Source organism: Psychromonas sp. MME2, assembly GCF_040566515.1.
In the GTDB taxonomy this organism is placed as follows: Bacteria; Pseudomonadota; Gammaproteobacteria; order Enterobacterales; family Psychromonadaceae; genus Psychromonas.
The window spans coordinates 649,762-676,222 of the sequence record NZ_JBEWXI010000002.1; the positions used below are offsets into that span (position 1 = coordinate 649,762).

The window sequence follows — 26,461 nt, forward strand, 5'->3', positions numbered from 1 at the left end:
TATTTAATTTAATCGTAATTTGCGCTATTACGCTGTGTTTTTGCCTGTATTAACTCTCTACGCTCTTTCTTGTTTGGTTTACGATCCGGATGAGGGGCATTTTGTAAACTTAGTTTACGTAGTGTTTGGTATTGTTCTCGTTTGCTGATACTTTCTTGAGTTTCATTATACAGCGTCTCCGCAATAGGGGCACCGCAGCGCTGCTCAGATAAAACCTCAATGCGGACTTGTTTGATTATATCGCCCTGACGAATAGATAGAATTGCACCTATTTCGACTATTTTACTCGCTTTACTGCGTTGACCGTTATAATGAACTTTACCACCTTGAACCATTTCTCGGGCGATACTACGTGTCTTATAAAAACGAGCAGCCCATAACCATTTATCTAAGCGAATCTTTTTATCTGTCATTTTCACTCTTCTTTTTATGCGTTTGAATTAAGTTTGATATTTTGATGAAGACAAACGATGTTTATTTATGACAACATGGTAGCGAGTATAGCAAATTGCCTTGCCAAACCCGCAGTAAATATCGAATCAAATGTTTTGCTTGGGTTGTTTTTGATTCGTGTTTTTTCTTTAATGTCAATCCTCAAGGGGGTTTATTGTTCACTCACGAGCGATATAGCGCAGAATTGTAACTCTATACTTGTCGCAATTAGATGGCTATTGTAGCATGCTCAAATACTTCGTTAATATGCTTACTGAGTTTAGTGGCATATTGAACTAAAATTAAGCAGGCAGCATGGTCGTTCCATTATCAATTATATTACAAAAGGCATTTAAGCCCGTACTGATTATTTTATCTGCATTGATTGCGTATCAAATTGCGCTATTAACATGGTCGCTATTGCCACAAAAAGAGCCGCAATCGCAATGGATTGCGCCGCTGGTAACAAGCGCAACTGTGGATAATAAAGTTTCAACCGTTCAACTACAAGGGCTGCACCTTTTTGGTAAGGTGGCGATTGCAGAAGAAAAGATCAAACCTACAGAAGAAGTCCGGGATGCGCCTAAAACCAAGTTAAATTTAACATTAGTCGGCGTGGTTTCAGCCAGTAACCCATTATATTCCAGTGCAATTATTGTTTATCAGAATGCACAAGATAGTTATTTTATTGACTCTATTATTGAGGGGACGAAAGCTAAAATTTCTAAGATACATCAAGACCGGGTTTTGCTTGATGTTGATGGCGAATTACAAACGTTAATGTTAGATGGCGTCGAAATGTTAGAGCAAAAACAGCAAGAGCATGGGGCCGTGGTATCTGCGCCTTCTGCTAAAATTTCCAGTAATCGTAGTAAGTCTGAAGTGAAAACGATTTCCATCGATAGGGAGGCTCTGCTAAAAGATCCTGGGAAAATAACAGACTATATTCAAATATCTCCCGTTCGTGAAGATAATGAAATTAAAGGGTACCGTGTTTCTCCTGGTAAAGACAAAGATTTATTTGAAGAAGCTGGTTTACAAAGTGGCAATCTTGCAGTTGAAGTAAATGGTGTTGATTTAACGGATATGCAAGAAGCTTTGGGGCTAATGAAAATGCTTCCTACAATGAGTGAAATCACCCTAACAGTAGAAAGAGGGGGCGAGTTGCATGAAATATATTTCACTGTTCCATAGTTATGCCCATATAACCTCAAGCTGCATTGTCAGATGCTAGTTCAGATAGCAGAGCAAGACGTAATATGGGTATATGAAATAATATTGATCTGTCGCATTATGAATAATCATTCAGATTCATCACAGAAAATCATGGAGTGTTAGTTAATATGATGTTTTTAAGGATAAAAAAGCAGTTAAGCAAACTTCTGCAAATTAGTTTGTGTGCTTTTATGATTCACGGCTTGGTGAGTGAATCGGTATTAGCAACAGAATATTCTGCGAGCTTTAAAAATGCTGATATTAAAGAATTTATTAATATCGTTGGTAAAAATTTAAATAAGACGATTATCTTAGATCCTGCGGTACGAGGTAATATCAATGTACGTAGTTATGATTTATTGAACGAACAGCAATATTATCACTTTTTCTTAAATGTGTTAGAAGTGTATGGTTTTGCCGTTGTAACTATGCCAAACAATATTATCAAAGTTATCAAATCAAAGGATGCGAAAACATCGGCCATTCCCGTTGTTGATGACGGTATGCTTAGTGGCGATGAGATGGTGACGCGTGTTGTACCTGTTCTTAATGTTTCCGTGCGTGAGTTAGCCCCTTTGTTGCGTCAACTTAACGATAATGCCGGTGGTGGTAATGTTGTGCATTATGATCCCTCTAATATAATTATGCTCACTGGCCGTGCTGCAGTGGTCAATCGTTTAGTGAAAATCATTCAGCGGGTTGATAAAGCGGGCGACCAAGAAGTTGATATTGTTAGGTTAAAATACGCCAGTGCATTAGAAATGGTAAAAACAATTACCGCCATTCAAAAGCCTGCAGCGGGTTCGAAAAGTAACACGCCGAGTATTTTAGAGCCGCGCTTAGTGGCTGATGAACGAACCAACTCACTGATAATAAGCGGAACCCCAAACTCGGACACGCATTGTGGCATTGGTTAAATCGCTCGATGAAGAGTTGAAAAATGACGGTAATACGCGTGTTTTTTATCTCAAATACGCGAAAGCCAAAGAGGTGGTTGATGTATTAAAAGGGGTAAGTAAAAACCTTGAAAAGGCAACGGGACAATCGAATAGTAAAACTGGAACGGATTTGAGTATTGAATCTCATGAAGGCACCAATGCCATTGTTGTCTCTGCGCAACCTGCATTAATGGCATCCTTGGGGAGCATTATTCGTCAACTTGATATTCGCCGTGCACAGGTTTTAGTTGAGGCGATTATTGTGGAAGTCTCGGAGGCTGACGGTATCAAGCTTAGTACACAATTTGCGACGAGTTCTGGTGGCACATCATTTAATGACAATGGCGTGAGTACAGGCGAAGTGATTGCTGCAATCAATGATGATAGTAGTGATAATGAGGCTGCACTAAACGTACTCAACAAACTATCAGGTGGAATCATCGGCATTACCGGTTCTGATTGGGGGGTTTTATTGCAGGCTATCAGTACGAGTAGCAACTCTAACATTCTTGCAACACCGAGCCTGACAACCTTAGATAACCAAGAAGCGAGCTTTATTGTTGGTGATGAAGTACCTGTTCTTACTGGCTCTGCTGCTAGTTCAAACAATGATAATCCATTCCAAACCATTGAACGTAAAGAGATTGGTGTAAAACTGAATGTAACACCGCAAATCAATGAAGGTGATGCAGTGCAAATGGTGATTGAGCAAGAGGTTTCAAACATCAAAGGGCAAACCTCGGTCGATGTTATATTCGCAACACGAGCCGTAAAAACAACGGTGCTCGCTAAATCAGGGGAAACGGTCATTATTGGTGGTTTAATAAATGAATCCGTTAATGAAACTGTTGATAAAGTACCATTACTGGGTGATATCCCCTACTTGGGGCAACTATTTCGTTCAACTAAAAGTAGTACCGAGAAACGTAACTTAATGATCTTTATACGTGCAACGATTATACGTGATGATCAAACGATGAATAATTTGAGTACTCGTAAATATAGTCTAATCCGTGAAGTGCAAATGGGGGAGCGAGATCGCGGTATTAATTTAATGCCAAACAGCTTAGCGCCAGTATTACCTGCGTGGGGGAAAGTCATGAAATTAATATTGAGAGTTTTATGAATAAAGAAGGTTTACGTAAAGTTAAAAAAGAGCTACAAGAAATGGACAGGTCGGCGCAGGAAGATAAGTAATGGATGAGCTGAATGTAAATGCACCAGTGACTGATGAAGAGGCGGTTGAGTTTACACCTCGAGGGCAGTTACCTTTTACTTTCTCTAAAAAGTATGGGTTAGTAATGGGATTTTCAGACCATGCAACGGAGCTTTGTTATAAACTTCTTCCTAGCGCGGATCTATTATTAGAAGTGCGTCGTGTCATTGGGCATCCGTTTACCTTAAAAAAAGTGGATAATGAACACTTTGAAAGTTTAGTGACCATTGCCTATCAGTCTTCTTCATCGGAAGCACAGCAATTAATGGAAGACATTGGTAGCGATGACTTTTTTACCCTGGCGGAGGAGTTGCCTAAGGATGAAGATCTTTTAGAGACGGAAGATGATGCCCCCATCATTAAATTGATCAATGCGATGTTGGGGGAGGCGATTAAAGAGGAAGCCTCAGACATTCATATAGAAACCTTTGAAAATTCACTGGTTATTCGTTTTCGTATCGATGGTGTATTACGTGAGATTTTAAAACCGCAGCGTAAACTCGCTGCATTATTAGTGTCGCGTATTAAAGTAATGGCGAAGCTTGATATTGCAGAAAAACGTGTCCCTCAAGATGGTCGTATTTCACTTCGAATCGGTGGGCGAGCAGTAGATGTACGTGTATCAACGATGCCTGCAAGCCATGGTGAACGTGTGGTGCTACGTCTATTGGATAAAAATGCGATAAAATTAGACCTTGCTACACTGGGTATGACCAACAAAAATCATAAACTACTACAAGAGCTTATCCACAAACCCCATGGTATTGTTTTAGTCACTGGGCCAACGGGGTCGGGTAAAAGTACGACTTTATATGCCGGATTATTAGAAATCAACTCTAAAGATCGCAACATTCTCACCGTAGAAGATCCAATTGAATACGCTATTAGTGGTATTGGACAAACACAGGTAAACAGCAAAGTCGATATGACCTTTGCGCGAGGTTTGCGTGCCATTTTACGTCAGGATCCTGATGTGGTAATGATAGGTGAAATTCGTGATCTAGAAACTGCGGAAATAGCAGTACAGGCAAGTTTAACAGGGCATCTCGTTTTTTCAACATTACATACGAATAGTGCCGTTGGTGCGGTAACGCGTTTGCGAGATATGGGAGTCGAGCCATTTTTGCTCTCATCGAGTCTGTTGGGAGTGCTCGCACAACGTTTAGTGCGTCGTCTATGCTCAAGCTGTAAAGTGCCGCATAATTGCACCGATAGAGAGAAACAGATCTTAGGCCTTGGCGAAAATGAGCAAGCAGTTGTTTATCGCCCGGTTGGATGTCCGCAGTGCAATCAAACAGGTTACAAAGGAAGAACGGGAATACATGAACTGTTAGTCGTTGACGATAATGTTAGAGAATTAATTCATACGGGAGCTGGTGAGCAGGCCGTTGAAAAAGTGATTCGTCAGCATACGGCGAGTATTCGAGATGATGGTTTAGCTAAAGTATTGCGTGGTGAAACGACCCTTGAAGAGATTTTACGTGTGACCAGAGGAGATTAGCGTGGCGACTTTCTCTTATAAAGCAATTGATGCACGGGGAAAACCCAAAAAAGGGACATTAGAAGCGGATTCAGCGCGTTTGCTTCGTCAACAATTACGTCAGTCAGGTTTAACCCCTTTGACGGTTGAAGCTGTTGCAAATAAAAGCTCCAAAAATTCAACATCATTATTTAGTAGTAAAATTAAAACTGCTGATTTGGCATTAATCACTCGTCAACTATCTACATTAGTTGCTTCCGCTATTCCCATTGAAGAGTGTTTGTATGCGGTTGCAGAGCAATGTGACAAGCCGAAAATAAAAGCCATGTTAGCCGCGGTTCGTGGTGGTGTTATTGAGGGGCATAATTTAGCAGATAGTATGCGCGCTTTTCCGCTTATTTTTGATGATTTATTTTGTGCTATGGTTGCCGCTGGCGAAAAATCGGGGCACCTTGATAAGGTCTTAGAGCGTTTGGCGGATTACGCCGAGCAACGCCAAGAGATGAAAAGCAAAATGATGCAGGCTTTAATTTATCCTACAGTATTAACCTTAGTGGCCATTTCAGTAGTGGCTATTTTGCTAACCTCCGTGGTACCTCAAGTTGTCGGACAGTTTGAACATATGGGCGCGGATTTACCGGCTTCTACACGATTTTTAATCGCCAGTAGCGATTTATTAAGTGCCTATGGCCTCTATTTGGTGTTATTTATTATTGTGGCTCTGTTTGCCTTTAAGCAATGGTTAAAGAAACCCGCTAATCAACTTCTATTTGATAAGAAACTGCTTACCATTCCTGTTATTGGAAATGTTGCCAATGAACTCAATACAGCCCGCTTTGCGCGCACTTTGAGTATTTTAAATAGCAGTGCTGTACCGCTTCTTGAAGCATTAACCATTGCCGGACAGGTATTAAGTAACCTTTATATTCGCCAACAAGTCGGTGAAGCAAGTGAACGAGTGCGAGAGGGGGTTAGTCTTGGGCGGGCATTAGAAAGTACTAAGCTATTCCCTCCGATGATGTTACATATGATAAGCAGTGGCGAACGTAGTGGGGAATTGGGTAATATGCTGGAACGCTCAGCGGATAACCAAGATAAACAGTTCTCGGCACAGGTAACCATTGCATTAGGGGTGTTTGAACCCGCATTAGTTATCTCAATGGCAGGCGTTGTTTTGTTTATTGTTGCCGCTATTTTACAACCTATTTTAGAGCTTAATAATATCGTTGCTGGTTAACATCAAGGTGATATGCTTAAGTGTCTCAAACAAGAAAAATTTATAATTAGAAACTTAAGGGGAATATAATGAAAAGTTCACTGCAAAAAGGTTTTACCTTACTAGAAATCATGGTGGTAATTGTTATTTTAGGTGTATTAGCTTCAATGGTTGTGCCGAACTTAATGGGCAATAAAGATAAAGCTGATCGCCAAAAAGTAATCTCAGATGTTATTGCTTTAGAGAACGCCTTGGATATGTATCGATTAGATAACAGTGTTTATCCAACGACAGAGCAAGGGTTAGAAGCATTGCGAGAAAAACCAACTAGTTCTCCTGAGCCACGTAACTATCGTGAAGATGGTTATATCAAACGTTTACCACAGGATCCATGGGGTAATGATTACATCTTAAATAGCCCTGGTGAAAACGGTAAAATTGATATTTTATCCGTTGGGCCTGATGGTGAAGAGGGGACTGATGATGATATTGGTAACTGGAATCTTGATGGTAAAGAATAGACTGTAACTCAGTGTTTATTGGTGTGAATAAGAAGAATAACCAGCAAGGCTTCACGTTACTCGAAGTGATGCTGGTTTTATTACTAATGGGAATGATATCGGTTGGCGTTGTCATGACCATACCGAGTAATTTAACTTCAGAACAGAGCGTCCAATGGCAAGCACAACGTTTTAGTACCCTATTACAGTTTGCTGAAGATGAAGCGATGATTTCCGGTGTCGAATTGGGTTTGTTGTTTACGGATAATAATCGCTATCAATTTGCTTTCTATGATTATCAAAGCAAAAAGTGGTTACCGATTGTAAGTAAACAGATCCAGAGCATTTTTTCTCTGCCTGAATCGATAGAGATTGAGTATGCCTTATCGGGATCCGTTTGGGATGAAGTGGAAACGCAAGATAACGATGATTTTATAGACGATACATATCTAGTCGATGTTGATATAGGAGAGCCGAGCGTCGTTTCCTTGAATCCTCAGGTTTATGTTATGTCTAGTGGTGAGGTTACCCCCTTTACATTGACTTTTTCTGCCTACGATGGAGAGCATAAAAAAGAGACGTTAACTGTTTCAGTTAGCATGAGTGGTGCGATTACTTTTTCCGAGTTAGTCAAGCCATGAAAAAAGTAAATCGAGGAATGACCTTACTAGAAGTGATGCTCGCCCTAGTGATTTTGGCAACGGCAGGTTTAGCGGTGATGAAATCGGCTTCGGAATCATTAAATAACCAAGCCTATCTTCAGGATAAAACCTTTGCACTGTGGGCTGCAAGCAACTATTTAGTCGAGCTTAAATTACAAAAAAAATGGCCCTCAAGTAGTTGGCAATCCGATACGCAAGAGCTTGCCGATTGCACTTGGTATATCCGTTATCAGGGTGTACAAACTGGTGATAGCAATTTTATTGCTTTAGATATCGAGGCGAGTGAAAAATTAGATGGCCCCGTATTAGCAGATATTAGGACTTACCTTGCAAAATAAGCGACATATTTTATCTCGCAGAGTAAATCAAGGCTTTACATTACTCGAGGTCTTAATTGCTATTGCCATTTTTGCACTGTTAAGTCTAACCGCATACCAAGTGCTGAAAGGCGTGATTGAAAGCGGACAAATTAGCAAAGAACACAGCGATTCATTAACACAATTGCAACGGGCAATGTTAATTATTGAGCAGGATTTTAGTCAGATAGTGGCTCGCACTTCCCGAGATGATGGAAATATAGAGGAGACGTTATATGTCATTCGAGCTGCTAAATCGTTATTTGAATCCGATGATCAAGGTATCGAATTCAATCGTTTAGGGTGGCAGAATCCGCTGGGGTTATTGCCCCGTTCAAATATTTTACGCGTACGCTATCGCTTGCAAGAGGGGCAATTACAACGTTTATACTTTCTTCATCCCGATATCGTTGCAGGACAGGAGCCGGAAGTACAAGTTTTATTAGAGGATATTGAAACACTTAGCTTTCGTTTTTGGCTCTCTGGTTGGCAAAACAGTTGGAATGATAGTAAGAAGCTACCCCAAGGGATTGAAATTAGCTTTACTAGCAAGCATTACGGGGAACTTCACCGAACATTTATTATCGCAGCTGGGGAGGTGTTGTGATCATGACGGCTGTTGGTAAGGGAAAGCAAAATGGCATTGCGTTGATTACCGTCTTGTTGATTTTAGCGATAATGGTGACCATCGCAGCAACAATGACAGGTCGCTTAACATTAAGTTTGAAACGCACCGAAGGGCTCGCTTTTTCACAAAAAGCCTACTGGTATGGGCAATCCGCCATTAGCTTAGGGACGATGATTTTAAATCAAGATATTGGTGACAGTGACGTTATTAGTCTCGATCAAATTTGGGCGACGCCCGGTATGATATTTCCACTTGAAAACGGTAATTTTGCTGGAGAAATTAAAGATTTACGTAGCTGTTTCAATATTAATTCACTTGCAGAACAGGATAAAAACAACATCACTGCTTTAGGAGTGCGCCAGTTTCAATCATTATTAGAGGCGATTGGCTTAAATGATTATAGTGCCGAGATGATAGCTCAATCAACACGTGATTGGATTGATAGTGATGATCAAGCGAGTGCTTTACAGGGGGCGGAGGATAGTCATTATCAAGGACTTGCCGTTCCACTTTTGGCGGCTAATAATTTTATGGTCGACCTTACTGAGCTTCGCTCTGTACAGGGGGTGAGTAAAAATATCTATGAAAAAATTGCACCTTATTTATGCGCAATTCCAGCAAATGAACAAAATATAAATGTGAATACGGTTAGTCTTGACCATCCTGAAATTTTATATGCGCTATTTAAACCAGATCATGATTTTACCATTTCTGATTTTAAGCAGCTCTTAGAAGATAGACCAATCAGTGGCTGGAATAATATTAGTGATTTTTTCGCGATGGATCTATTTAATGGGGTTGCCATCTCTGAAAAACAAAAAGGTCAACTTTCAGTTTCCAGTGATTTTTTTCAACTGAATGGGGTGGTTGAATATGAAGAGCGACTTTTGGCGATTAAAATTTTATTTCAGATGAAAGATAAAAAAGCAAACGTGATCCGTTACCAGTCCGGCGGCTTTAGTGGGGGTAATATTAGTGATTAAGGCAAGTGTAATTAAAAGAGATGGAGATTGTCAGTGACGGAACGATTAATTATTCGCTTAGCAAGTACAGCTTCGCAAAAAAATCATTGGCTAATATGGTCTGACAGTGAAAATGAGATTATTGCCTCTGGGCAAGTCGACACCGCTAAGCAGCTAGATTTATTAACGGAGAAAGCACAACAGCGCAAAGTTATCTGTTTATTACCAAGCGTTGATGTGTATATCAAGGACATTAAGATTAATGGTACTTTTAATCGTCAAATGCAGCAGGCGTTGCCCTATATTGTTGAAGAAGAATTGGCGACAGATGTTGAGCGTTTGCATTTTTCCGTGCTCGCGAAGCAAACGGATTTAGTCACCGTTGCTATCTGTAATAAACGCAAAATAGAGGATTGGTTAAGTTGGTTATCCGCCGCGCAAATTAATTGCCAACAATTTATTCCTGAGGGGTTAGCATTGCCGATTGGTAATGACCAAACATGGCAAGCGCTGCAATTAGATGATCAATGGTTAATACGAGAGGACCCATATCACGCATGGGCTTGTGACAGCAGTATGCTTGAGATCCTTTTAGAGAGTAAATGCCAAGCAGCAAGTCAACAAATTACCAGTTATAGCCCTCGACCTGAAATAACATTAGCAGAGTGGCTTGAGGCTCCGCCGATGTTACCCATGGAACTGCTTGTAAATGGAACTTTAAACAATAAGATTAATTTGCTCAGTGGGGAATTCTCACCTAAAAAGCCACCGAATAAACATTTAAAAAAATGGCGAATAGCAGCCATTATGGCAGGATTTTTATTTGTCTTGGTGGCGACGAATCGTTATTTGCACTATCTACACATAGAAAAACAGATACAAAATGTGAAGCAGCAGGTTGAAGTGGTCTACCAAAAAGCATTCCCTTTACAAAATAAATTGCAATATACCCGTATCAAGAAAAAAATTAAGAGCATGCTTAATGAAACTCAGGGTGGCAGTGACGATTCTCAATTCTTACTCATGCTTAATGAATTGGTGCCAGCATTTGCTGCAAATTCAGAGCTTCAAACCAATAGTTTGAAGTTTGATGCGAGTAAAAATGAGCTTCATTTACAAATATCAGCGAATAATTTCCAAGCATTCGAAAAATTTAGTAACTCATTGCCGAAACATTTTGATGTTCAGCAGGGCGCATTAAATAGTAGCAAAGATCGTGTTAGCGGTTTGCTGACCATAAGGAAAAAATAATGTTAGAAAGATTTCAAGCATGGTGGCAGAGCATTTCTCAACGCGAACAACAATTATCATTGTTAAGTGCCGTGTTTTTACTCGTTGCCATGGTCTATTGGGGCGGGTGGCAGCCATTAAATAAACAATTAGATGAAAGTGAAATGCAGTTGCAGCGTACCCAGCAGACACTACGTTGGGTGGAAGACAAGTCCTCGGAATTAGTGCAAGCAGGGATGGGTGAAAGCAGTAAGCCCCTGCGTAAAGCAAGTTTAAGCAATGTGCTTAATGTGAGCGCTAAGCAATATGGCATTGAATTTTCGCGTATAGTAAATAAAAAGGATGAAGTCGAAGTGTGGATTGATGATGTAGCATTTGATCGCTTCATTGCTTGGCTAACTGAGTTAAATAACCGCTATGGGGTAGTCGTTATGAAAAGCGATGTCACCAGTTTGGATGATTCAGGTAAAGTTAAAATCAACCGTTTATTAGTAAGTTATTAGGGCAAGCAAAGAGACGTTTCCATCTATGAAAATTAAACTTATTTTATTATTTATTTTTTTCTATGTACTTTCCCTATTGCTAACTCTCCCAGCGGCAACGGTTGCGAATTTTATTCCGACCAATGCAAACGTGACGGTTGATAATGCACAGGGGGCGATTTGGCATGGTAAAGCGAAGCAAATTTTAGTACAAAAAAAATATAAGCTAGAAAATGTAAAATGGCAGTTTGACTGGGCTGCGTTACTTAAACTGCAGGTGAAAGTCGCGCTACAATTTTATAACCCAAATGGTGTCTCTGGCGAGGGAATGATTGGTTGGGGTGTTGGTGGATTGTTTGCTGAAAATCTAATGGTAGATTTAACCGCCCCTGAATTGCTTTCATATATCTCCTTACCTGTTCCAGTGGATATTAATGGTTCGATCTCTTTATTGATTAATCATGCCACACAAGGTAATGCCTATTGTGAGCAACTTGATGGCTATCTGATTTGGCGAGATGCCAATATAATTAGCAAGGCAGGCAATGTTGATCTGCAAACGGTAGATGTCAATTTAAGCTGTGTTGATGGCAATATTAATGCAGATTTAAAACAACTGTCAAAACAGATGAATAGCTCGCTGAACTTTTTATTACAGGAGGGGAACGCTTACCATTTGCAAGGTTCAATAAAAGAGTCACCATCCGTTGCCCCTGCTATTAAAAATGCTTTATCTTGGCTTGGCGGTAAAAATAGTGAAGGTGCAACCATTATTAACTTTAAGGGCAAGTTGTAATACCAATTCGGATAATACTATGGTCATAGCTTGTTGAGGAAAAATGATGGAGAACAAGGCGCATGATTGAGTAATAGCGCGCTATTACGATTGAATGCAACGCTGTTATCTATTATTTTACTGGTTAAAATAACTTACTTTTTTGTTGTAAGTTTCGCAAAGGTAACAACCATTTGCGTCAACTTTCGCCTCAAATTAAGCCATTTTTCTGCGCAAAATTTAGATAACATATTTAATCCGATTGGTATAAATTATTTTTGCATGAAAAATAATGAGACTTCAATTGTATGCCTCGCATCTCGCTACGCTTGTTCTTATTGACTTTGCTTCTTGAAGTATCATGGGTATAGATATACACTGTTATTATTTACAGTTCATAGGTGATTTATGAAAGAGCTAACTAAACGTCAGAGCGAAGTTTTGGCGGTTATTAAAGATTGTATCAATAAAACGGGTATGCCTCCGACGCGTGTTGAATTAGCTAAAATGCTGGGATTTCGCAGTGCAAATGCCGCAGAAGAGCATCTCAAAGCCCTCGCTCGTAAAGGGGCTATTGAAATATTATCGGGAACTTCTCGGGGTATTCGCATTTTAGGCGAAGATAAAGCCGACCCCACCGAGTACGAAGTCAGGGATTACCTTTAATCGGTCTAGTTGCCGCGGGTGAACCTATTCTTGCACAGGAGCACGTTGAAGCGCATTACAATGTAGATCCTTCTTTGTTTCATCCTCAGGCCAATTTCCTGTTGCGGGTACAAGGTGAGAGTATGAAAGACATTGGCATTATGGATGGTGATCTACTGGCTGTGCATAAAACGCAAGATATTAAAAATGGCCAAGTCGTCGTTGCCCGGGTGGAAGACGATGTTACTGTAAAGCGTTTTTATCGTGAAGGAGATCAAGTGCTATTAAAAGCGGAAAATAGCTTATTTGATCCCATTAAAGTAGATTTACAATATCAGCCGTTTGCAATCGAAGGTATCGCTGTAGGCGTGATCCGTAATAGTGACTGGATGTAGAAAATGAAATTAGGGATGATTTTTTTTGTAGCGGTTTTGTTGATTGCTAGCTGTATTGCTGGTGGTCTTCAAAGTTATTTAATAACGACATCTAATGCAGATGTTGAGTTGCAGGAAAAAGGAAAACGAGTTCCTCCCTTTTCATTTACTGCTTCATCGGGTGGATTTTTTTCTAATAACGAGTTAGCGGATAAATGGACGCTTTTTTTTATCGGTTATACTTTTTGTCCCGACATTTGTCCGACAACATTAGCAGACCTCGATCGTATCTATCCTAAATTGGTCGAAGCGCAAGGTAGTCAGACTCAAATTGTTTTTATTTCCGTTGATCCCAATCGCGATAAAGCGGCCCACCTCGCTGATTATATTCATTATTTTAATCCGAACTTTATCGCATTAAGTAGCACTCATGAACAACTTATCCCCTTTACACAAGCGCTTGGTTTAGTCTATAGCATAGTTGATGAAGGATATGAAGGTCCCTTTTATTTGATTGACCATAGTGCTTCTTTGGTACTTATTAACCCCAATGGCGAGCATCATGCGACCTTTAAGGCGGGGGTGAATGAGCAAGGGATTGCGCACGTTGATATGGATGCAATGGTTGACCATATTCATCGCTTTCAGCAACAGTGGTAGTCACCTTTTTACATAACGAATAACAAAGTAAATGTCTTTATTTGATTTTTCGATACATAAAAAAATATTCGCTATCGCTCTGCCGATGATGCTTTCAAATATTAGTGTGCCACTGCTTGGACTGGTGGATACTATGGTTATAGGGCATCTGCCTGAATCATATTATTTGGCGGGGGTTGCTGTCGGCTCCATGATTGTTACGCTGCTGTTTTGGATATTAGTATTTTTACGAATGTCGACGACAGGTTTAGTTGCACAGGCCTATGGGGCAAATGATTTTTCACTTATTTTACGTTTATTAATGCAATCAATAGCCATCGCATTACTATTAGCGATGGTAATTCTATTATTACAGTTTCCCATTGCTGAACTTGCTTTTTATTTTGTTGATGGCAGTGAGCAAGTGCTGCGCTATGCGCGCCAATATTTTGATATCCGAGTTTGGAGTGCGCCTGCGGCATTAGTTAATATGGTGCTATTGGGGTGGTTATTAGGCATGCAGAATGCGAAAGTCCCCATGTTTTTATTGATTGTTACCAACCTGGTTAATATGCTGCTAAGTGTCTTATTCGTTGTCGTTTTTAAATGGCAAGTCGCAGGGGTTGCCTGGGCATCATTAAGTGCTGATTATATCGCCTTAATGTGTGGTTGTTATTTTGTTTTTAAGCGACTTAGACCGCACTACCAAAAGGGAGATCTTACAAAATCCTACCATCTATTAATGCAATTCACCTCCTTAAAACGCTTTATCACATTAAACATGGATATATTTATTCGCACACTATGTTTGCAGATAACCTTTGCCTTTATGACGATGCAAGGGGTGAAGTTAGGTGATGATATTGTCTCTGCGAATGCTGTTTTAATGCAATTTTTACTAATCATCTCATTTTCTATGGATGGCTTGGCCTATGCCGTAGAGGCATTGATAGGCAAAAGTATTGGTCAGCGTAATTTATCGTCATTAAAACAGAGTATCAATGCGACCTTATTTTGGGCCTTTCTATTTTGTCTCATTCAATTTGTTGCTTTTTATAGCTATGGTGATTGGATTATTGCGCAAATAACATCCATTAAACATGTGCAAGATGAAGCAAATCACTACTTGCCATGGTTGATTATTGTTCCAATAACGGCGATGTTAGGATTTGTTTTTGATGGTGTCTTCATCGGTATGACACGCGCTAAAGAGATGCGCAATAGCATGATATTTTCCTTGGTCGTAGTATATTTCCCCTTTTGGTTGCTTTTTTCAGGGCAAGGTAATCACGCGCTTTGGATCGCGATGAATGCTTTTATGTTATCGCGAGGGGTAAGCTTGTTGTGGATATATAGACGTATTGATAGGCAGGGAAGGCTTTTGCTTCCCACCTAAATTTATTTGTTGAGAGATTTAGTCCAAAAAATAGCACTTCCATAAGCGGGATCTAATTGATAACCTGAAAAGCCTTGTTTTTCATAGGCTTTCTTTGCTATCTCGTTTCCTTCTAGTACTTCTAAAGTAATTTTGCAGCAATCTCGAGAATGGGCAATGCGCTCTATTTCAGAAAAAAGCAGTGAGGTTAACCCTTGACCGCGAAAATCATTATGCACTACGACATCATGGATATTAAATAGCGGTTTGCAGGCAAATGTTGAAAATCCTTCGATAGCTGTTAATAGTGCCGCGGGCGTTTTATCCTTAAAGACTAAAACAATAAAAATATCAGACCGTTTTAATAGTGCAGCAACCAGATTCTGTTTGGCAAAATCAGATAGATCTTCACCGCCACCCATAGGATCAGAGGCATAGTGAGACATCAGTGTTAAATAAGCTTGTGCATGGTCAGCATTGCTCAAATCAGCTTGCATAGTGGTAAACATTGACAATCCTTTACTAATAAATAGGTTAAATAGTTTTTCATAATATCATTAAATTTAAAGCTTTGTTGTATTGGTCATATTGAGTTAGACTTCTAGATGTCTAAAACTATTACATCTATTCTGTGGAGGTTATATGCCTATTCGTATTCCTGATGATTTGCCGGCGGCGGGCATTTTAAAGTCTGAAAATATTTTTACTATGTCTGAATCACGTGCAAGTCACCAGAATATTCGTCCATTGCGTGTGCTGATTTTAAATTTGATGCCAAAGAAAATTGAAACCGAAACACAGTTGATGCGTTTGCTCTGAACACACCATTACAGGTTAATATCGAGCTTATTCGTGTCGATGCGCGCGCATCAAGAAATACACCGACAGAGCATTTAAATAAATTTTATAGTGATTTTGAGCGAGTCAAAAATCAGAAATGGGATGGTTTTATTATCACAGGTGCGCCCTTGGGTAGCGTTCCCTTTGAAGAGGTTTACTACTGGGATAAATTTAAAGAGATAGTTGAATGGTCTCGCCATAATGTAACCTCAACCATGTTTTTATGTTGGGCGGCACAAGCTGCACTTAACTATTTATATAATTTAGAAAAAGTAACGCGTAAAACAAAGCTTTCTGGTATTTATCAACATACGACTTATAACCATCACCATCCTTTAGTACGAGGATTTGACGACCAGTTTTGGGCGCCATTATCACGTGTTGCTGAATTTGATTCGGAGTATATTTCAGATCATACTGATTTAACGATATTTGCTGATGCCCCCGGTGCTGGTGTCTATTTAGCGGCGAGTCCAAAATGTCAGCAAGTGTTTATTACAGGCCATCCAGAATATGATGCCAATACCTTAAATAATGAATATTTACGAGATCTGGATGAGGGATTGAACCCTAATTTACCCGTTAATTATTACCCTAATGATGACGAAAATGAATTACCACGGGCGACTTGGAGAAGTCATGGTAATTTACTTTATAGCAACTGGTTAAATTACTGTGTTTATCAAGTGACCCCTTACGATTTTGGTAAACACAATAGCGATTAAATTAATTGTGATCTTGCTTTGGAAATTTTAATTAAAGTTACTTGAAATAGTAGCAATAGAGAAAATCAAGACTACACTTACAATGTTAGAGTAGAGGAAAAAAGAGTACCTTTAGCGCAACAAGCGTGAGAGTTTGTTGATTATCTTAAAACAGTTTTGGAGGGATTATTATTACTTCATATCGTTTTTTGGTGAGATTGTTATCCAATCAGGAGTTGCGTTAGGTAGCTCGTAGGCCTGAGGGCAATAGGATAAAATCTTTTATTTTGACGCTTTTATAACAGTGATAAGGTGGAAAGTAAGAGTAGAACGCTAGTTGTAGATTTTTTCATAAATAGGGAGGAATTAAATATTATTACTTCGTATCAGTTTATTAAAGATGGTAATCAAATCAGGAGCTTGTGATTAACAACAGCTCATTGCCAGAATGGCGCCTAGGTTAACCGTCTTTTACAACGTGATAGTCGATGGCATGTTAAGTTTATTTTTTATTATCTGTTTAGGTTGTTAAAGCTCTTTTTGATTGAAAGTCTGTTTCTTAATAAGCCGTTGTTGTTTGTATTTTAGGTTTATACAGATAATGGAGTAGCAAGCTGATGGATGGCGGAAGAGTCAGTCCGATGATATTAAATAATATTTATAGTCATGACATTACAATGCTCTTTTAAGTTAAAAGCGAGCCCCTGCGGTTCGCTTTTTTTATGTTGATAGAAAATAACTCATAGAACTATTTTGTTAATACCAATTGGATTAAGTATGTGATCTAAATTTTGCGCAGGAAAAATGGCTTAATTTGAGGCGTAAGTTGATGTAAATGGTTGCTCCCTTTACGAAACTTACAACAAAAAAGTAAGTTATTTTAACTAGAAAAATAGATCAGCCATTTACTCCGGCGGGTATAACCATTTGATTTTATGTTGTAAATTATCTCCGTTATCTCTTTCGATAAATATAACCGTATTTCCCCACAATTAATTCTTCGGTTTTTGGCTTGATGTTGCTGCCACTCTGTATTACTTCTAATAATTTATTCATTATTTATAACAAAAAATTTCAATTAGTTATTACTTTTATGGCGTAAATCCAGACGGCTTTTATGTTAACATGCTGTTCAATTATTGTTGTTGCAGGGAAATATATGTCAATTAGTGATCGCAGTGCGCTTATAAAAGCGCAATTACAAAAACAGATTCTTCTTATTGATGGTGGCATGGGCACCATGATCCAAGATTATAAATTTGCAGAAGAAGATTATCGTGGTGAACGCTTTGCTGATTGGCCCTGTGATGTTAAGGGAAATAACGATCTTCTCGTCTTGTCGCAACCTGATGTAATTGCAGACATTCACCGACAATATCTTGATGCCGGTGCAGATATTTTGGAAACAAACACCTTTAATGCTACGACGATTGCGATGGCTGATTATGAGATGGAATCTCTTTCGGCTGAAATTAATCGTGAAGCCGCACGTATCGCTCGCCAAGTGGCAGACCAAAAAACAGCAGAAACGCCAGAGCGGCCGCGCTTTGTCGCTGGCGTACTTGGGCCTACAAATCGCACTTGTTCTATCTCTCCCGATGTTAATGACCCCGGTTTTCGTAATGTTAGCTTTGATGAGTTAGTCGTTGCTTATACTGAATCGACACTGGCGTTAATTGAGGGGGGGTGTGATCTGCTGTTAGTGGAAACCATTTTTGATACCCTTAATGCCAAAGCGGCTGTTTTTGCGATTAGTGGTGTTTTTGAAAAGATAGGTTATAAATTACCAGTAATGATCTCTGGGACGATTACCGATGCCTCTGGACGCACGCTTTCTGGGCAAACGACAGAAGCTTTTTACAACTCATTACGTCATATTGAACCTCTCTCATTTGGCTTGAATTGCGCTTTAGGGCCCGATGAATTGCGCCAGTATGTGCAAGAAATGTCTCGCATCTCAGAAACCTACGTGTCGGCACACCCTAATGCAGGTTTACCTAATGCCTTCGGTGAATATGATTTAGAAGCTGATGAAATGGCTGAGCATATTAAAGAGTGGGCTGAAAGTGGTTTTTTAAATCTAGTCGGTGGTTGTTGTGGTACGACTCCTGCGCATATTAAAGCAATGGCTGATGCGGTTGCAGGTGTCAAGCCTCGCGAAATTCCTGAAATTGAAGTTGCTTGTCGTTTAAGTGGTTTAGAAGCATTAACCATTAAAAAGAGTTCATTATTTCAAAATGTGGGTGAACGGACCAATGTGACCGGTTCGGCACGTTTTAAGCGTTTAATCAAAGATGAACTCTATGATGAAGCGTTAGAGGTTGCGCTACAGCAAGTGGTTGCGGGTGCTGATATTATTGATATCAACATGGATGAAGCGATGCTTGATTCATTGTATGCGATGCAGCGTTTCCTTAATTTATGTGCTTCTGAGCCAGATATTTCTCGTGTACCCATTATGGTCGATTCGTCAAAATGGGAAATATTAGAAGCGGGTTTAAAGTGTGTGCAAGGTAAAGGAATTGTCAACTCCATTAGTATGAAAGAGGGGGTTGATAAGTTTATCGAACAGGCAACATTGATACGTCGTTATGGTTTTGCTGTGATTGTCATGGCCTTTGATGAAGTGGGGCAGGCCGATACGCGTGCTCGTAAATTTGAAATTTGTCAGCGCTCCTATGATATTTTGGTGAATCAAGTTGGTTTCCCGCCTGAAGATATTATTTTCGATCCTAATATATTCGCCGTAGCGACTGGGATTGAAGAACATAATAATTATGCCGTTGATTTTATCGAAGCGGTTAAGGATATTAAAGATAACCTGCCCCATGCGATGATTTCCGGTGGTGTTTCGAATGTCTCTTTCTCATTCCGTGGTAATAATCCGGTGCGTGAGGCTATTCATGCCGTCTTCCTTTACTACTGTTGTAAAAACGGGATGGATATGGGGATCGTTAATGCTGAGCAGTTAGCAATTTATGATGATATTCCCAAAGAGTTAAAAGATGCCGTTGAAGCAGTGGTGCTTAATACTAGCCCCGATGCTACCGATGCACTACTCGACATTGCTGAAAAATATCGAGATTCCGGTGTCGAAAAAGTGGACGATGGCAAGGCGTTAGAGTGGCGTACACTCCCTGTTAATGAACGTATTGCCCATGCCCTAGTCAAAGGGATCACTGAATTCATCGAACAAGATACCGAAGAAGCTCGTCTCTCGTTTGCTATGCCGATTGAGGTTATTGAAGGTCCTTTGATGGATGGCATGAATATTGTGGGGGATTTATTCGGTGCGGGTAAAATGTTCCTCCCTCAGGTTGTTAAATCCGCTCGCGTAATGAAACAAGCGGTTGCCTACCTCAATCCCTATATTGAATTGACTAAACAGGCTGGAGAGAGTAACGGTAAAATAGTCATGGCAACGGTCAAAGGCGATGTCCACGATATTGGTAAAAATATTGTGGGGGTTATTTTGCAGTGTAATAACTATGAGATCATTGACTTGGGTGTGATGGTGCCGACGGACAAAATAATCAAAACGGCGATCGCGGAAAATGCCGATATTATTGGATTGTCGGGCTTGATCACTCCTTCTCTTGATGAAATGGTTTATGTTGCCAAAGAGATGCAACGTCAAGGATTAACATTACCTCTACTCATTGGTGGTGCAACAACTTCCAAAGCCCATACCGCAGTGAAAATAGAGCAAAATTATGACCACCCTGTTGTCTATGTTTCGAATGCTTCGCGAGCAGTAGGGGTATGTCAAAAGCTATTAACGCCGAAACATAAAGAAGAGTTTGTTGCCAAATTAGATGAAGATTATCGCCGTGTACGCGAGCAGCATGCAAATAAACGGCCACGTAGTGCGCCTATTTCACTACAACGCGCGCGTGCCAATAGCGCTAAAATTGATTGGGCAAATTACCAACCACCTGTACCGAATAAACTTGGTGTACAAGTGATCACTAAAATGCCGATCGCGGTACTGCGTGACTATATTGACTGGACACCTTTCTTTATGACTTGGGGCTTAGCGGGAAAATATCCGCGTATTCTACAGGATGACGTTGTTGGTGAAGAGGCTACGCGTCTGTTTAACGATGCGTTAGCGATGTTAGATACTATTGCACAACAAGGTGAGATTTCTGCGAGTGGTATTGTTGGTATTTTTCCTGCCAATAGTAATGGTGACAGTATTGAAATATATAGTGATGAATCGCGTCGTGAAATATTACAGGTGAGTCATCAATTACGTCAACAAAACGAGAAAAAACCGCCTTTTGTTAATCACTGTTTAGCTGACTATATTGCGCCAAAATCATCGGGTATCGCCGATTACTTTGCAGCCTTTGCCGTAACCGGGGGGATAGGTGAAAAAGAGGTGGCGAATCGTTATAAAGAAGCACATGACGATTACAATGCAATTTTAGTACAAGCGGTCTGCGATCGCTTAGCCGAAGCATTTGCCGAGTATTTGCATCAAAAAACGCGCAAAGAGTACTGGGGCTTTGCTGCCGATGAGACTTTGCAAAACGATGATTTAATTAGAGAAAAATACCAGGGAATTAGGCCCGCGCCTGGTTACCCTGCTTGCCCTGAACACAGTGAAAAGCAGGTTATTTGGGATCTGCTTGATGTTGAGGAGCAGATCGGTATGCAGTTAACCTCCAGTTATGCGATGTATCCGGGAGCGGCTGTATCTGGGTGGATATTCTCGCATCCAGAGAGTAAATATTTTGCAGTTGCACAAATCCAGCAGGATCAACTTGAAGATTATGCGACTCGTAAAGGTTGGGATTTGGCGACCGCTGAACGTTGGCTTGGTCCTAATTTATCGTAAAGATTAAACTTCGATTTAGCTACGCTTACTTATCGACAGTAAGCGTAGCTTTGTTGTTATACCCATACTACTTCGTTAATTTCCCTTATCGCCTTTGCTGTTTAATCATTTCTCGACAAATTTTAGAATTATCCTTCCCTTATTGAGTTGACCTCTTTATCATTAACGATCCATTTTTTAGAGTTGAGTAGACAAATGCCCAAGATAACCGCGCAAGATATTTCTACAAGTTTTGGTCGTAATATTATTGACCGTGGCACACGCTATTTTAAAGAGAGCCGAGTGTTATCTTGTGAGTATGATGAAGTATCTAATAAATTAAGTGGTTATGTAAAAGGCAGCTCAGAAACTCCATACCAAACCAGCGCATCGATTAAGCCATCTAACAAAGGTGGTTTCATTATTCATAGTAATTGCACCTGCCCGGTGGGGTGGAATTGTAAACATGCTGTTGCTCTATTGTTGGCCTACCAAGCAGATACGCCCAATTATAATATTGAAAATAGTTACCAAACTTGGTTTGAAGTGCTGCAGCAACAATTACAGAAAAAACAGAAGAAAAGTGACCCCAGTGCCTACGAAGGCTATTTTCGCCTCTCCTTTAATAAAAATAGTTATAACCATAAATTCCAATATTTGCAGGTTGAGTATGGTGCGGCTCGTTTTTTAAAAAGTGAAGATGCGCTGGTTTTTACAGAAAAAGATCTCGTTGCCGTAGCCGAAAATGAATTATGGATGGAGAGTTATAAATGGGTGACTGCCGAAGATGTTAGTATCTTACAGCTGCTGTTGGCGAAAGAAGGTCGCGTCACTAAACTCGCCAAAACAACCATTTTTAATGAGCATGACCAGCTTGCTTTACAAAAAATATTAGCAACAGGACGCTGTTTTTGGGAAGATATTTCCCTTCCTTTAACTAAGGCCGTAAAAAAATCACTTTCATTACAATGGCTTGAAAAGGATGATGAGTTAAAACAACTACAAGTTTCATTACAGGATAGCCTGCATTGGTTACTGATCCCCACGCCTACCCCTTATTTTATTGATACTGATAGTGGAGAAGTCGGTGAAATAGAGAGCGAGTTTGACCGGGACTGGATTTTATCACTTTTACAAACGCCACCTTTAGCCGCGAAACAATGTCAGCATTTTACAGAAAAAGTATCGTTGCGTTTTCCGCAAGCCATTTTTCCAAATCCGATCATTTATCCGACACATACTATTAATGATAAGTTACAGGTGGTCTTTTCTCTGAGCGATAAACAGATCAAAGGTCAGTCACTATTCATTGCCCGTTTAACATTTCATTACGGTGATTTAACGCTTGATCCTGATGTACTCAGTGAGCCTTCGCGTAACCAGTTTATGCTAAACAATGAAATTGTCACAATATCGAGAGACCTTGCTTATGAAACCGAGGCGTTGCGGCAGTTTGATAATTTGTGTTTATTGGATCTGCGGATGTACGATTCCAGTCAACCTGCAACGACCGCCATGCTTGGCATTTTACCTCCAGAATTAGGGGAACTCAGCAGTTTCAGTGGCTATCTTTACTCACCGCCCATAAAGCACGACTAGAGGTACTCGGGTGGCGTTTTGACATTGCACCAGAGTTGGCATTAGAGAGTGAGCAGATTGACAGTATTGATATTGCCGTTGAAGAGCAGGGGCATTGGTTTGACCTTGGGGTATCAATTGAAATAGAAGGTCAACGTATCGAGTTATTGCCGCTATTATTAGAGTGGTTACGTAATAATGAAGATTGGCAACAACATGATCACGATATTCTTTTGGCGCAGGCCAACGGTCGCCCTTTGCGAGTCAAACGAGAATCGATTCAGCCTATTCTCTCTATTTTGCAAGAGCTAGGGGAAGTCAATCATGACACCATTCATCTTCCACAGAGTCAGGCGGCTTTACTAGCACAACTACCGGAAATCAACCGTTGGGTCGGTGGTGAGCATGTTAAGGCGCTGGCGGACAAGTTGAGCAATTTTACGGGTATCAAAGAGGTTGTGCTGCCCGAAGGCTTGCAGGCAACACTGCGAGATTATCAGCTTAGTGGTTTAAATTGGTTGGTATTTTTAAATGAATATGGCTTTTCTGGCGTGCTGGCAGACGATATGGGACTAGGAAAAACTATCCAAACACTAGCCTATCTGCTCTATAAAAAACAGATTCAACAGCTTGAGCAACCTGCATTGGTTATTTGCCCAACGTCACTGGTTGGCAACTGGTTAAATGAGGCGACCAAATTTACGCCTAGTTTGAAGGTGTTGCTTTTGCATGGCGCAGATCGTAAACAATATTTTTCTGCCATTTCGGATTTTGACTTGGTGATAACGACCTATCCCTTAATCGGGCGCGATTTTAGTGAATTAGAGCCATTGCATTTCTCTGATATTATTCTCGATGAAGCGCAAACGATTAAAAATCCATTGGCAAAAATGACCAAAAGTATCAAACAGCTTAACGGCAAGCAGCGACTGTGTTTAACGGGCACACCGATGGAAAATCATTTGGGCGAGCTCTGGTCTCTATTTGACTTTCTAATGCCTGGTTTTCTCGGGACAAATAGTACTTTTAATCGCTTTTATCGCAAAGGGATTGAAGGGGAAGGAAATGTGCAAATACAAAATTGGCTATTGCAAAAAACCCAGCCATTCCTGTTGCGTCGTACTAAAGATGAAGTCGCAAAGGAGTTACCAGCTAAAACGGAAATAGTACATAAAGTTGTCTTACCTAATGACCAGCGCACGCTTTACGAAAGCATCCGTATTACCATGGAAGCTAAAGTACGGGATCTGCTGAAAGAGAAAGGTATGGCACGCAGTCGTATTGAGTTTTTAGATGCTTTATTAAAGTTACGCCAAGCTTGTTGTGACCCGCGCTTAGTGAAGCTTGAACATGCTCAAGGGATTAAGAGTTCCGCTAAATTAGACTTCTTGATGGAAATTGTTCCCGAGATGGTTGAAGAGGGTCGCCGGATTTTGATTTTCTCACAATTTGCCCAAATGTTAGGGTTAATTGAACAATCACTGCAAGAGCGTGGACTCGATTTTGTTAAATTAACCGGACAAACTCGTAATCGCAGTGAAATTATTGATAAGTTTCAAGCTGGTGAAGTACCTATCTTTCTTATCTCCTTAAAAGCGGGGGGGTGGGGCTGAATCTAACGGCCGCAGATACTGTTATTCACTATGATCCTTGGTGGAACCCTGCTGTTGAAAATCAAGCAACCGATAGGGCTTATCGTATCGGCCAAGATAAACCCGTTTTTGTTTATAAGTTGATTTGTGAGCATACCGTAGAAGAGCGGGTTTTGGCTCTACAAGCACATAAGCAAAAACTCGCTGATAGTATTTATGGTCTTGATAAAGAAGATAAACTTATCCCTGACAATAGCGATGCCCTATTGAAACTATTTGAGCGTTATTGAGCGTCTTCTAGTTTGTCTTGCTTAATCAGCTTTAAAAATAGCGGCGTGACCTCTTTATAGAGAGGATCCATTTTTATCATGCTGCTATTTTTGTTCATTTTGCCGATGCATTTCATGGTCGGACGAAAAATCAATTGATAATATTTGTCGTCTTGCTCGACACAAAACTCATCATCAATATAGAGATGATCGTTTTTCTTAGTGTAGGTATCAAAAATATCGACCAGTGCCTTCATACTGGAGCCAGAGACTTTATGCTGAGCCAAGGTCATTCCCGCAGCGTTAGAGAGAATTATTTCAAAGGGATTGGAGCGATAAGCTAAAACACTATAGATTTTGCGTAATTGTTGTGAAGTTGGTTTACAGGCTGTGTGGATTTTACCATCAATACAAAAGCGAACTAATTGCTCTTTAGCCATAAAAGCTATCATATCGGTATCGATTATGGAGTGCTCTTGGCCAATAAAATCGGGTAACAGTTTTAATACATCAAGGTGATTTTTACGTTTAAAGCAGTTGCTACGATCTAGGTGTAACAAACGACCATCGGGAAGAATATATCCAGCTTCGTTTATATTATTGGTGATACCTAATAAGGCTATCAATTTATCCGTATCATTTTCGGGTATGGTTGCATGGTCATCTGTTGTCATTATCATCTTCTCAGCGGTTAATACTAATGTCTGATAACGGAATAGTACTGCAAGCTAATACATAGCCTTGCTCTATCTCTGTGTCCGTTAACCCCTCTTGATTAAGCGTTGTTACCTCTCCTGCAAGTAATTGTACCTTGCAGCGTCCGCATTTTCCGCCTCGACATGAGTGGGGAATATTAATTCCCGCCTGCTCTGCCTGATTCTAATAGTAGTTGCTGATTATCACCATGGGCAACAAAATCGGAGCCTTGAAAATGAATATTGAGCTCTTTTTTGTTATTAACAGCATTATCCTTTAAGGAGCTATAGAAAGGAGCGGCCTGCGTGGCTAATACTTTTACTTCATCGCCTGCGCGAATCATACCGCTATTCAAAGGAATAAGGTTTTGACCGAAGTCGATATCGCCTTGGTGGTAGCGAAATGTGGATAATGTCGCCAATGGTTCATTGTCCGCTGAGTGACCGGTTTTAGGGTCAACATTGGTAAAGGGGCAGCGTGAGCAGGGTTTACTAACCTCAAATTCTACCTCGCCGATTTTAATACGAGCCCAACTATCTTCAACAAAGGGGAAATCCCCTTTCACAACAATATTAGGACGAAAATGTAATGCTGTAACTGGTTTTTGTAAACGAGCATTGAGTTGCTCAACGGAGGCTTGGTTGACCAGTAATAGTGGATAACCATCGGCAAAAGAGACAGAGGTTTCACGGTTTTTTACTAATCGTCTGGTCTGCTCCGAAAAGAACAGTAATTGGCAAGGTTGTTGTAAATATTCAGAAAACCATTGATCGTAACGAACATTACAATGTTGCGCCTGGACATGATCGGACCAAATTTGAGCTCGTTGCATTTT

20 protein-coding genes and 4 pseudogenes are annotated in these 26,461 nt (G+C 40.2%); 19 read left to right on the top strand and 5 right to left on the bottom strand.

The genetic code is table 11. The features are described from left to right. Window positions 1-8 precede the first annotated feature (8 nt). Window positions 9-413 (bottom strand): ribosome-associated heat shock protein Hsp15, encoded by a 405-nt coding sequence (gene hslR, locus AB1A03_RS03340; RefSeq protein ID WP_354623157.1) that lies wholly within the window; start codon window positions 411-413, stop codon window positions 9-11. A 334-nt stretch (window positions 414-747) separates the two neighbouring features. Here hslR and gspC point away from each other — a divergent pair, with 334 nt between their 5' ends. The 15 genes and pseudogenes from gspC (at window position 748) to AB1A03_RS03420 (ending at window position 15,146) form a co-directional block, all read left to right on the top strand. Next, window positions 748-1,626 carry a type II secretion system protein GspC gene (gene gspC / locus AB1A03_RS03345; RefSeq protein WP_354623158.1) on the top strand — a complete coding sequence of 293 codons (879 nt, stop codon included), beginning with the start codon at window positions 748-750 and terminating at the stop codon, window positions 1,624-1,626. A gap of 212 nt (window positions 1,627-1,838) precedes the next feature. Beyond that, window positions 1,839-3,711: pseudogene (gspD, locus tag AB1A03_RS17305) on the top strand (type II secretion system secretin GspD). 70 nt (window positions 3,712-3,781) lie between these two features. After that, entirely contained in the window at window positions 3,782-5,302 is a 1,521-nt protein-coding gene (gspE, locus tag AB1A03_RS03360) for a type II secretion system ATPase GspE (protein WP_354623162.1), read from the top strand. Between the two features lies 1 nt (window position 5,303). After that, window positions 5,304-6,518, top strand: coding sequence for a type II secretion system inner membrane protein GspF (gspF, locus tag AB1A03_RS03365; protein WP_354623163.1), 1,215 nt, complete (start codon window positions 5,304-5,306; stop codon window positions 6,516-6,518). A 68-nt stretch (window positions 6,519-6,586) separates the two neighbouring features. Further along, on the top strand, window positions 6,587-7,018 hold the full coding sequence (gene gspG, locus AB1A03_RS03370) for a type II secretion system major pseudopilin GspG (RefSeq protein ID WP_354623164.1): 432 nt from the start codon (window positions 6,587-6,589) through the stop codon (window positions 7,016-7,018). A 23-nt stretch (window positions 7,019-7,041) separates the two neighbouring features. Continuing rightward, window positions 7,042-7,638, top strand: a complete 597-nt coding sequence (gene gspH / locus AB1A03_RS03375) for a type II secretion system minor pseudopilin GspH (protein ID WP_354623165.1) — start codon at window positions 7,042-7,044, stop codon at window positions 7,636-7,638. Continuing rightward, a complete protein-coding gene (gene gspI, locus AB1A03_RS03380; RefSeq protein ID WP_354623166.1) occupies window positions 7,635-7,997 on the top strand; it encodes a type II secretion system minor pseudopilin GspI in 363 nt (120 codons plus the stop codon). Before gspH ends, gspI begins: the two co-directional genes overlap by 4 nt. After that, window positions 7,987-8,622 carry a type II secretion system minor pseudopilin GspJ gene (gene gspJ, locus AB1A03_RS03385; RefSeq protein WP_354623167.1) on the top strand — a complete coding sequence of 212 codons (636 nt, stop codon included), beginning with the start codon at window positions 7,987-7,989 and terminating at the stop codon, window positions 8,620-8,622. The genes gspI and gspJ overlap by 11 nt, the downstream gene beginning before the upstream one ends. Before the next feature lie 2 nt (window positions 8,623-8,624). Continuing rightward, on the top strand, window positions 8,625-9,626 hold the full coding sequence (gene gspK / locus AB1A03_RS03390; RefSeq protein ID WP_354623471.1) for a type II secretion system minor pseudopilin GspK: 1,002 nt from the start codon (window positions 8,625-8,627) through the stop codon (window positions 9,624-9,626). A gap of 33 nt (window positions 9,627-9,659) precedes the next feature. Further along, window positions 9,660-10,856, top strand: a complete 1,197-nt coding sequence (gspL, locus tag AB1A03_RS03395) for a type II secretion system protein GspL (RefSeq protein ID WP_354623168.1) — start codon at window positions 9,660-9,662, stop codon at window positions 10,854-10,856. Beyond that, window positions 10,856-11,338, top strand: a complete 483-nt coding sequence (locus tag AB1A03_RS03400) for a type II secretion system protein M (protein WP_354623169.1) — start codon at window positions 10,856-10,858, stop codon at window positions 11,336-11,338. The genes gspL and AB1A03_RS03400 overlap by 1 nt, the downstream gene beginning before the upstream one ends. Before the next feature lie 25 nt (window positions 11,339-11,363). Further along, window positions 11,364-12,113, top strand: a complete 750-nt coding sequence (locus tag AB1A03_RS03405) for a type II secretion system protein N (protein ID WP_354623170.1) — start codon at window positions 11,364-11,366, stop codon at window positions 12,111-12,113. Between the two features lie 387 nt (window positions 12,114-12,500). Further along, window positions 12,501-13,132, top strand: a pseudogene (gene lexA, locus AB1A03_RS03410) (transcriptional repressor LexA). A 3-nt stretch (window positions 13,133-13,135) separates the two neighbouring features. Beyond that, window positions 13,136-13,771 (top strand): SCO family protein, encoded by a 636-nt coding sequence (locus tag AB1A03_RS03415; RefSeq protein ID WP_354623171.1) that lies wholly within the window; start codon window positions 13,136-13,138, stop codon window positions 13,769-13,771. A gap of 31 nt (window positions 13,772-13,802) precedes the next feature. Further along, entirely contained in the window at window positions 13,803-15,146 is a 1,344-nt protein-coding gene (locus tag AB1A03_RS03420) for an MATE family efflux transporter (protein ID WP_354623172.1), read from the top strand. Window positions 15,147-15,148: 2 nt separating this feature from the next. Here the strand turns inward: AB1A03_RS03420 and AB1A03_RS03425 are convergent, their stop codons facing one another. Further along, window positions 15,149-15,634 carry a GNAT family N-acetyltransferase gene (locus AB1A03_RS03425; protein ID WP_354623173.1) on the bottom strand — a complete coding sequence of 162 codons (486 nt, stop codon included), beginning with the start codon at window positions 15,632-15,634 and terminating at the stop codon, window positions 15,149-15,151. Window positions 15,635-15,767: 133 nt separating this feature from the next. Between AB1A03_RS03425 and metA the strand changes: the two are divergent. The 4 genes and pseudogenes from metA to AB1A03_RS03445 all read left to right on the top strand — a co-directional run bounded on the left by metA (window position 15,768) and on the right by AB1A03_RS03445 (window position 24,951). After that, a pseudogene (gene metA, locus AB1A03_RS03430) lies at window positions 15,768-16,690 on the top strand (homoserine O-succinyltransferase MetA). Between the two features lie 1,138 nt (window positions 16,691-17,828). Further along, on the top strand, window positions 17,829-21,512 hold the full coding sequence (metH, locus tag AB1A03_RS03435) for a methionine synthase (protein ID WP_354623174.1): 3,684 nt from the start codon (window positions 17,829-17,831) through the stop codon (window positions 21,510-21,512). A 195-nt stretch (window positions 21,513-21,707) separates the two neighbouring features. After that, complete coding sequence (locus AB1A03_RS03440; RefSeq protein WP_354623175.1) at window positions 21,708-23,090, top strand: SWIM zinc finger family protein; 1,383 nt, start codon at window positions 21,708-21,710, stop codon at window positions 23,088-23,090. 437 nt (window positions 23,091-23,527) lie between these two features. Then, window positions 23,528-24,951: pseudogene (locus AB1A03_RS03445) on the top strand (DEAD/DEAH box helicase). Here the strand turns inward: AB1A03_RS03445 and AB1A03_RS03450 are convergent. Genes AB1A03_RS03450 through AB1A03_RS03460 form a run of 3 tightly spaced genes read right to left on the bottom strand, consistent with a single transcriptional unit; the run spans window position 24,945 to window position 26,458 of the window. Beyond that, the gene (locus AB1A03_RS03450) at window positions 24,945-25,604 is read right to left on the bottom strand and encodes a hypothetical protein (protein WP_354623176.1); all 660 of its coding nucleotides are present in this window, start codon (window positions 25,602-25,604) and stop codon (window positions 24,945-24,947) included. The pseudogene AB1A03_RS03445 and the gene AB1A03_RS03450 sit on opposite strands and share 7 nt — an antisense overlap. A gap of 10 nt (window positions 25,605-25,614) precedes the next feature. Continuing rightward, window positions 25,615-25,788 (bottom strand): 2Fe-2S iron-sulfur cluster-binding protein, encoded by a 174-nt coding sequence (locus AB1A03_RS03455; RefSeq protein ID WP_354623473.1) that lies wholly within the window; start codon window positions 25,786-25,788, stop codon window positions 25,615-25,617. Next, entirely contained in the window at window positions 25,784-26,458 is a 675-nt protein-coding gene (locus tag AB1A03_RS03460) for an MOSC domain-containing protein (RefSeq protein WP_354623177.1), read from the bottom strand. The genes AB1A03_RS03455 and AB1A03_RS03460 overlap by 5 nt, the downstream gene beginning before the upstream one ends. Window positions 26,459-26,461: the final 3 nt, after the last annotated feature.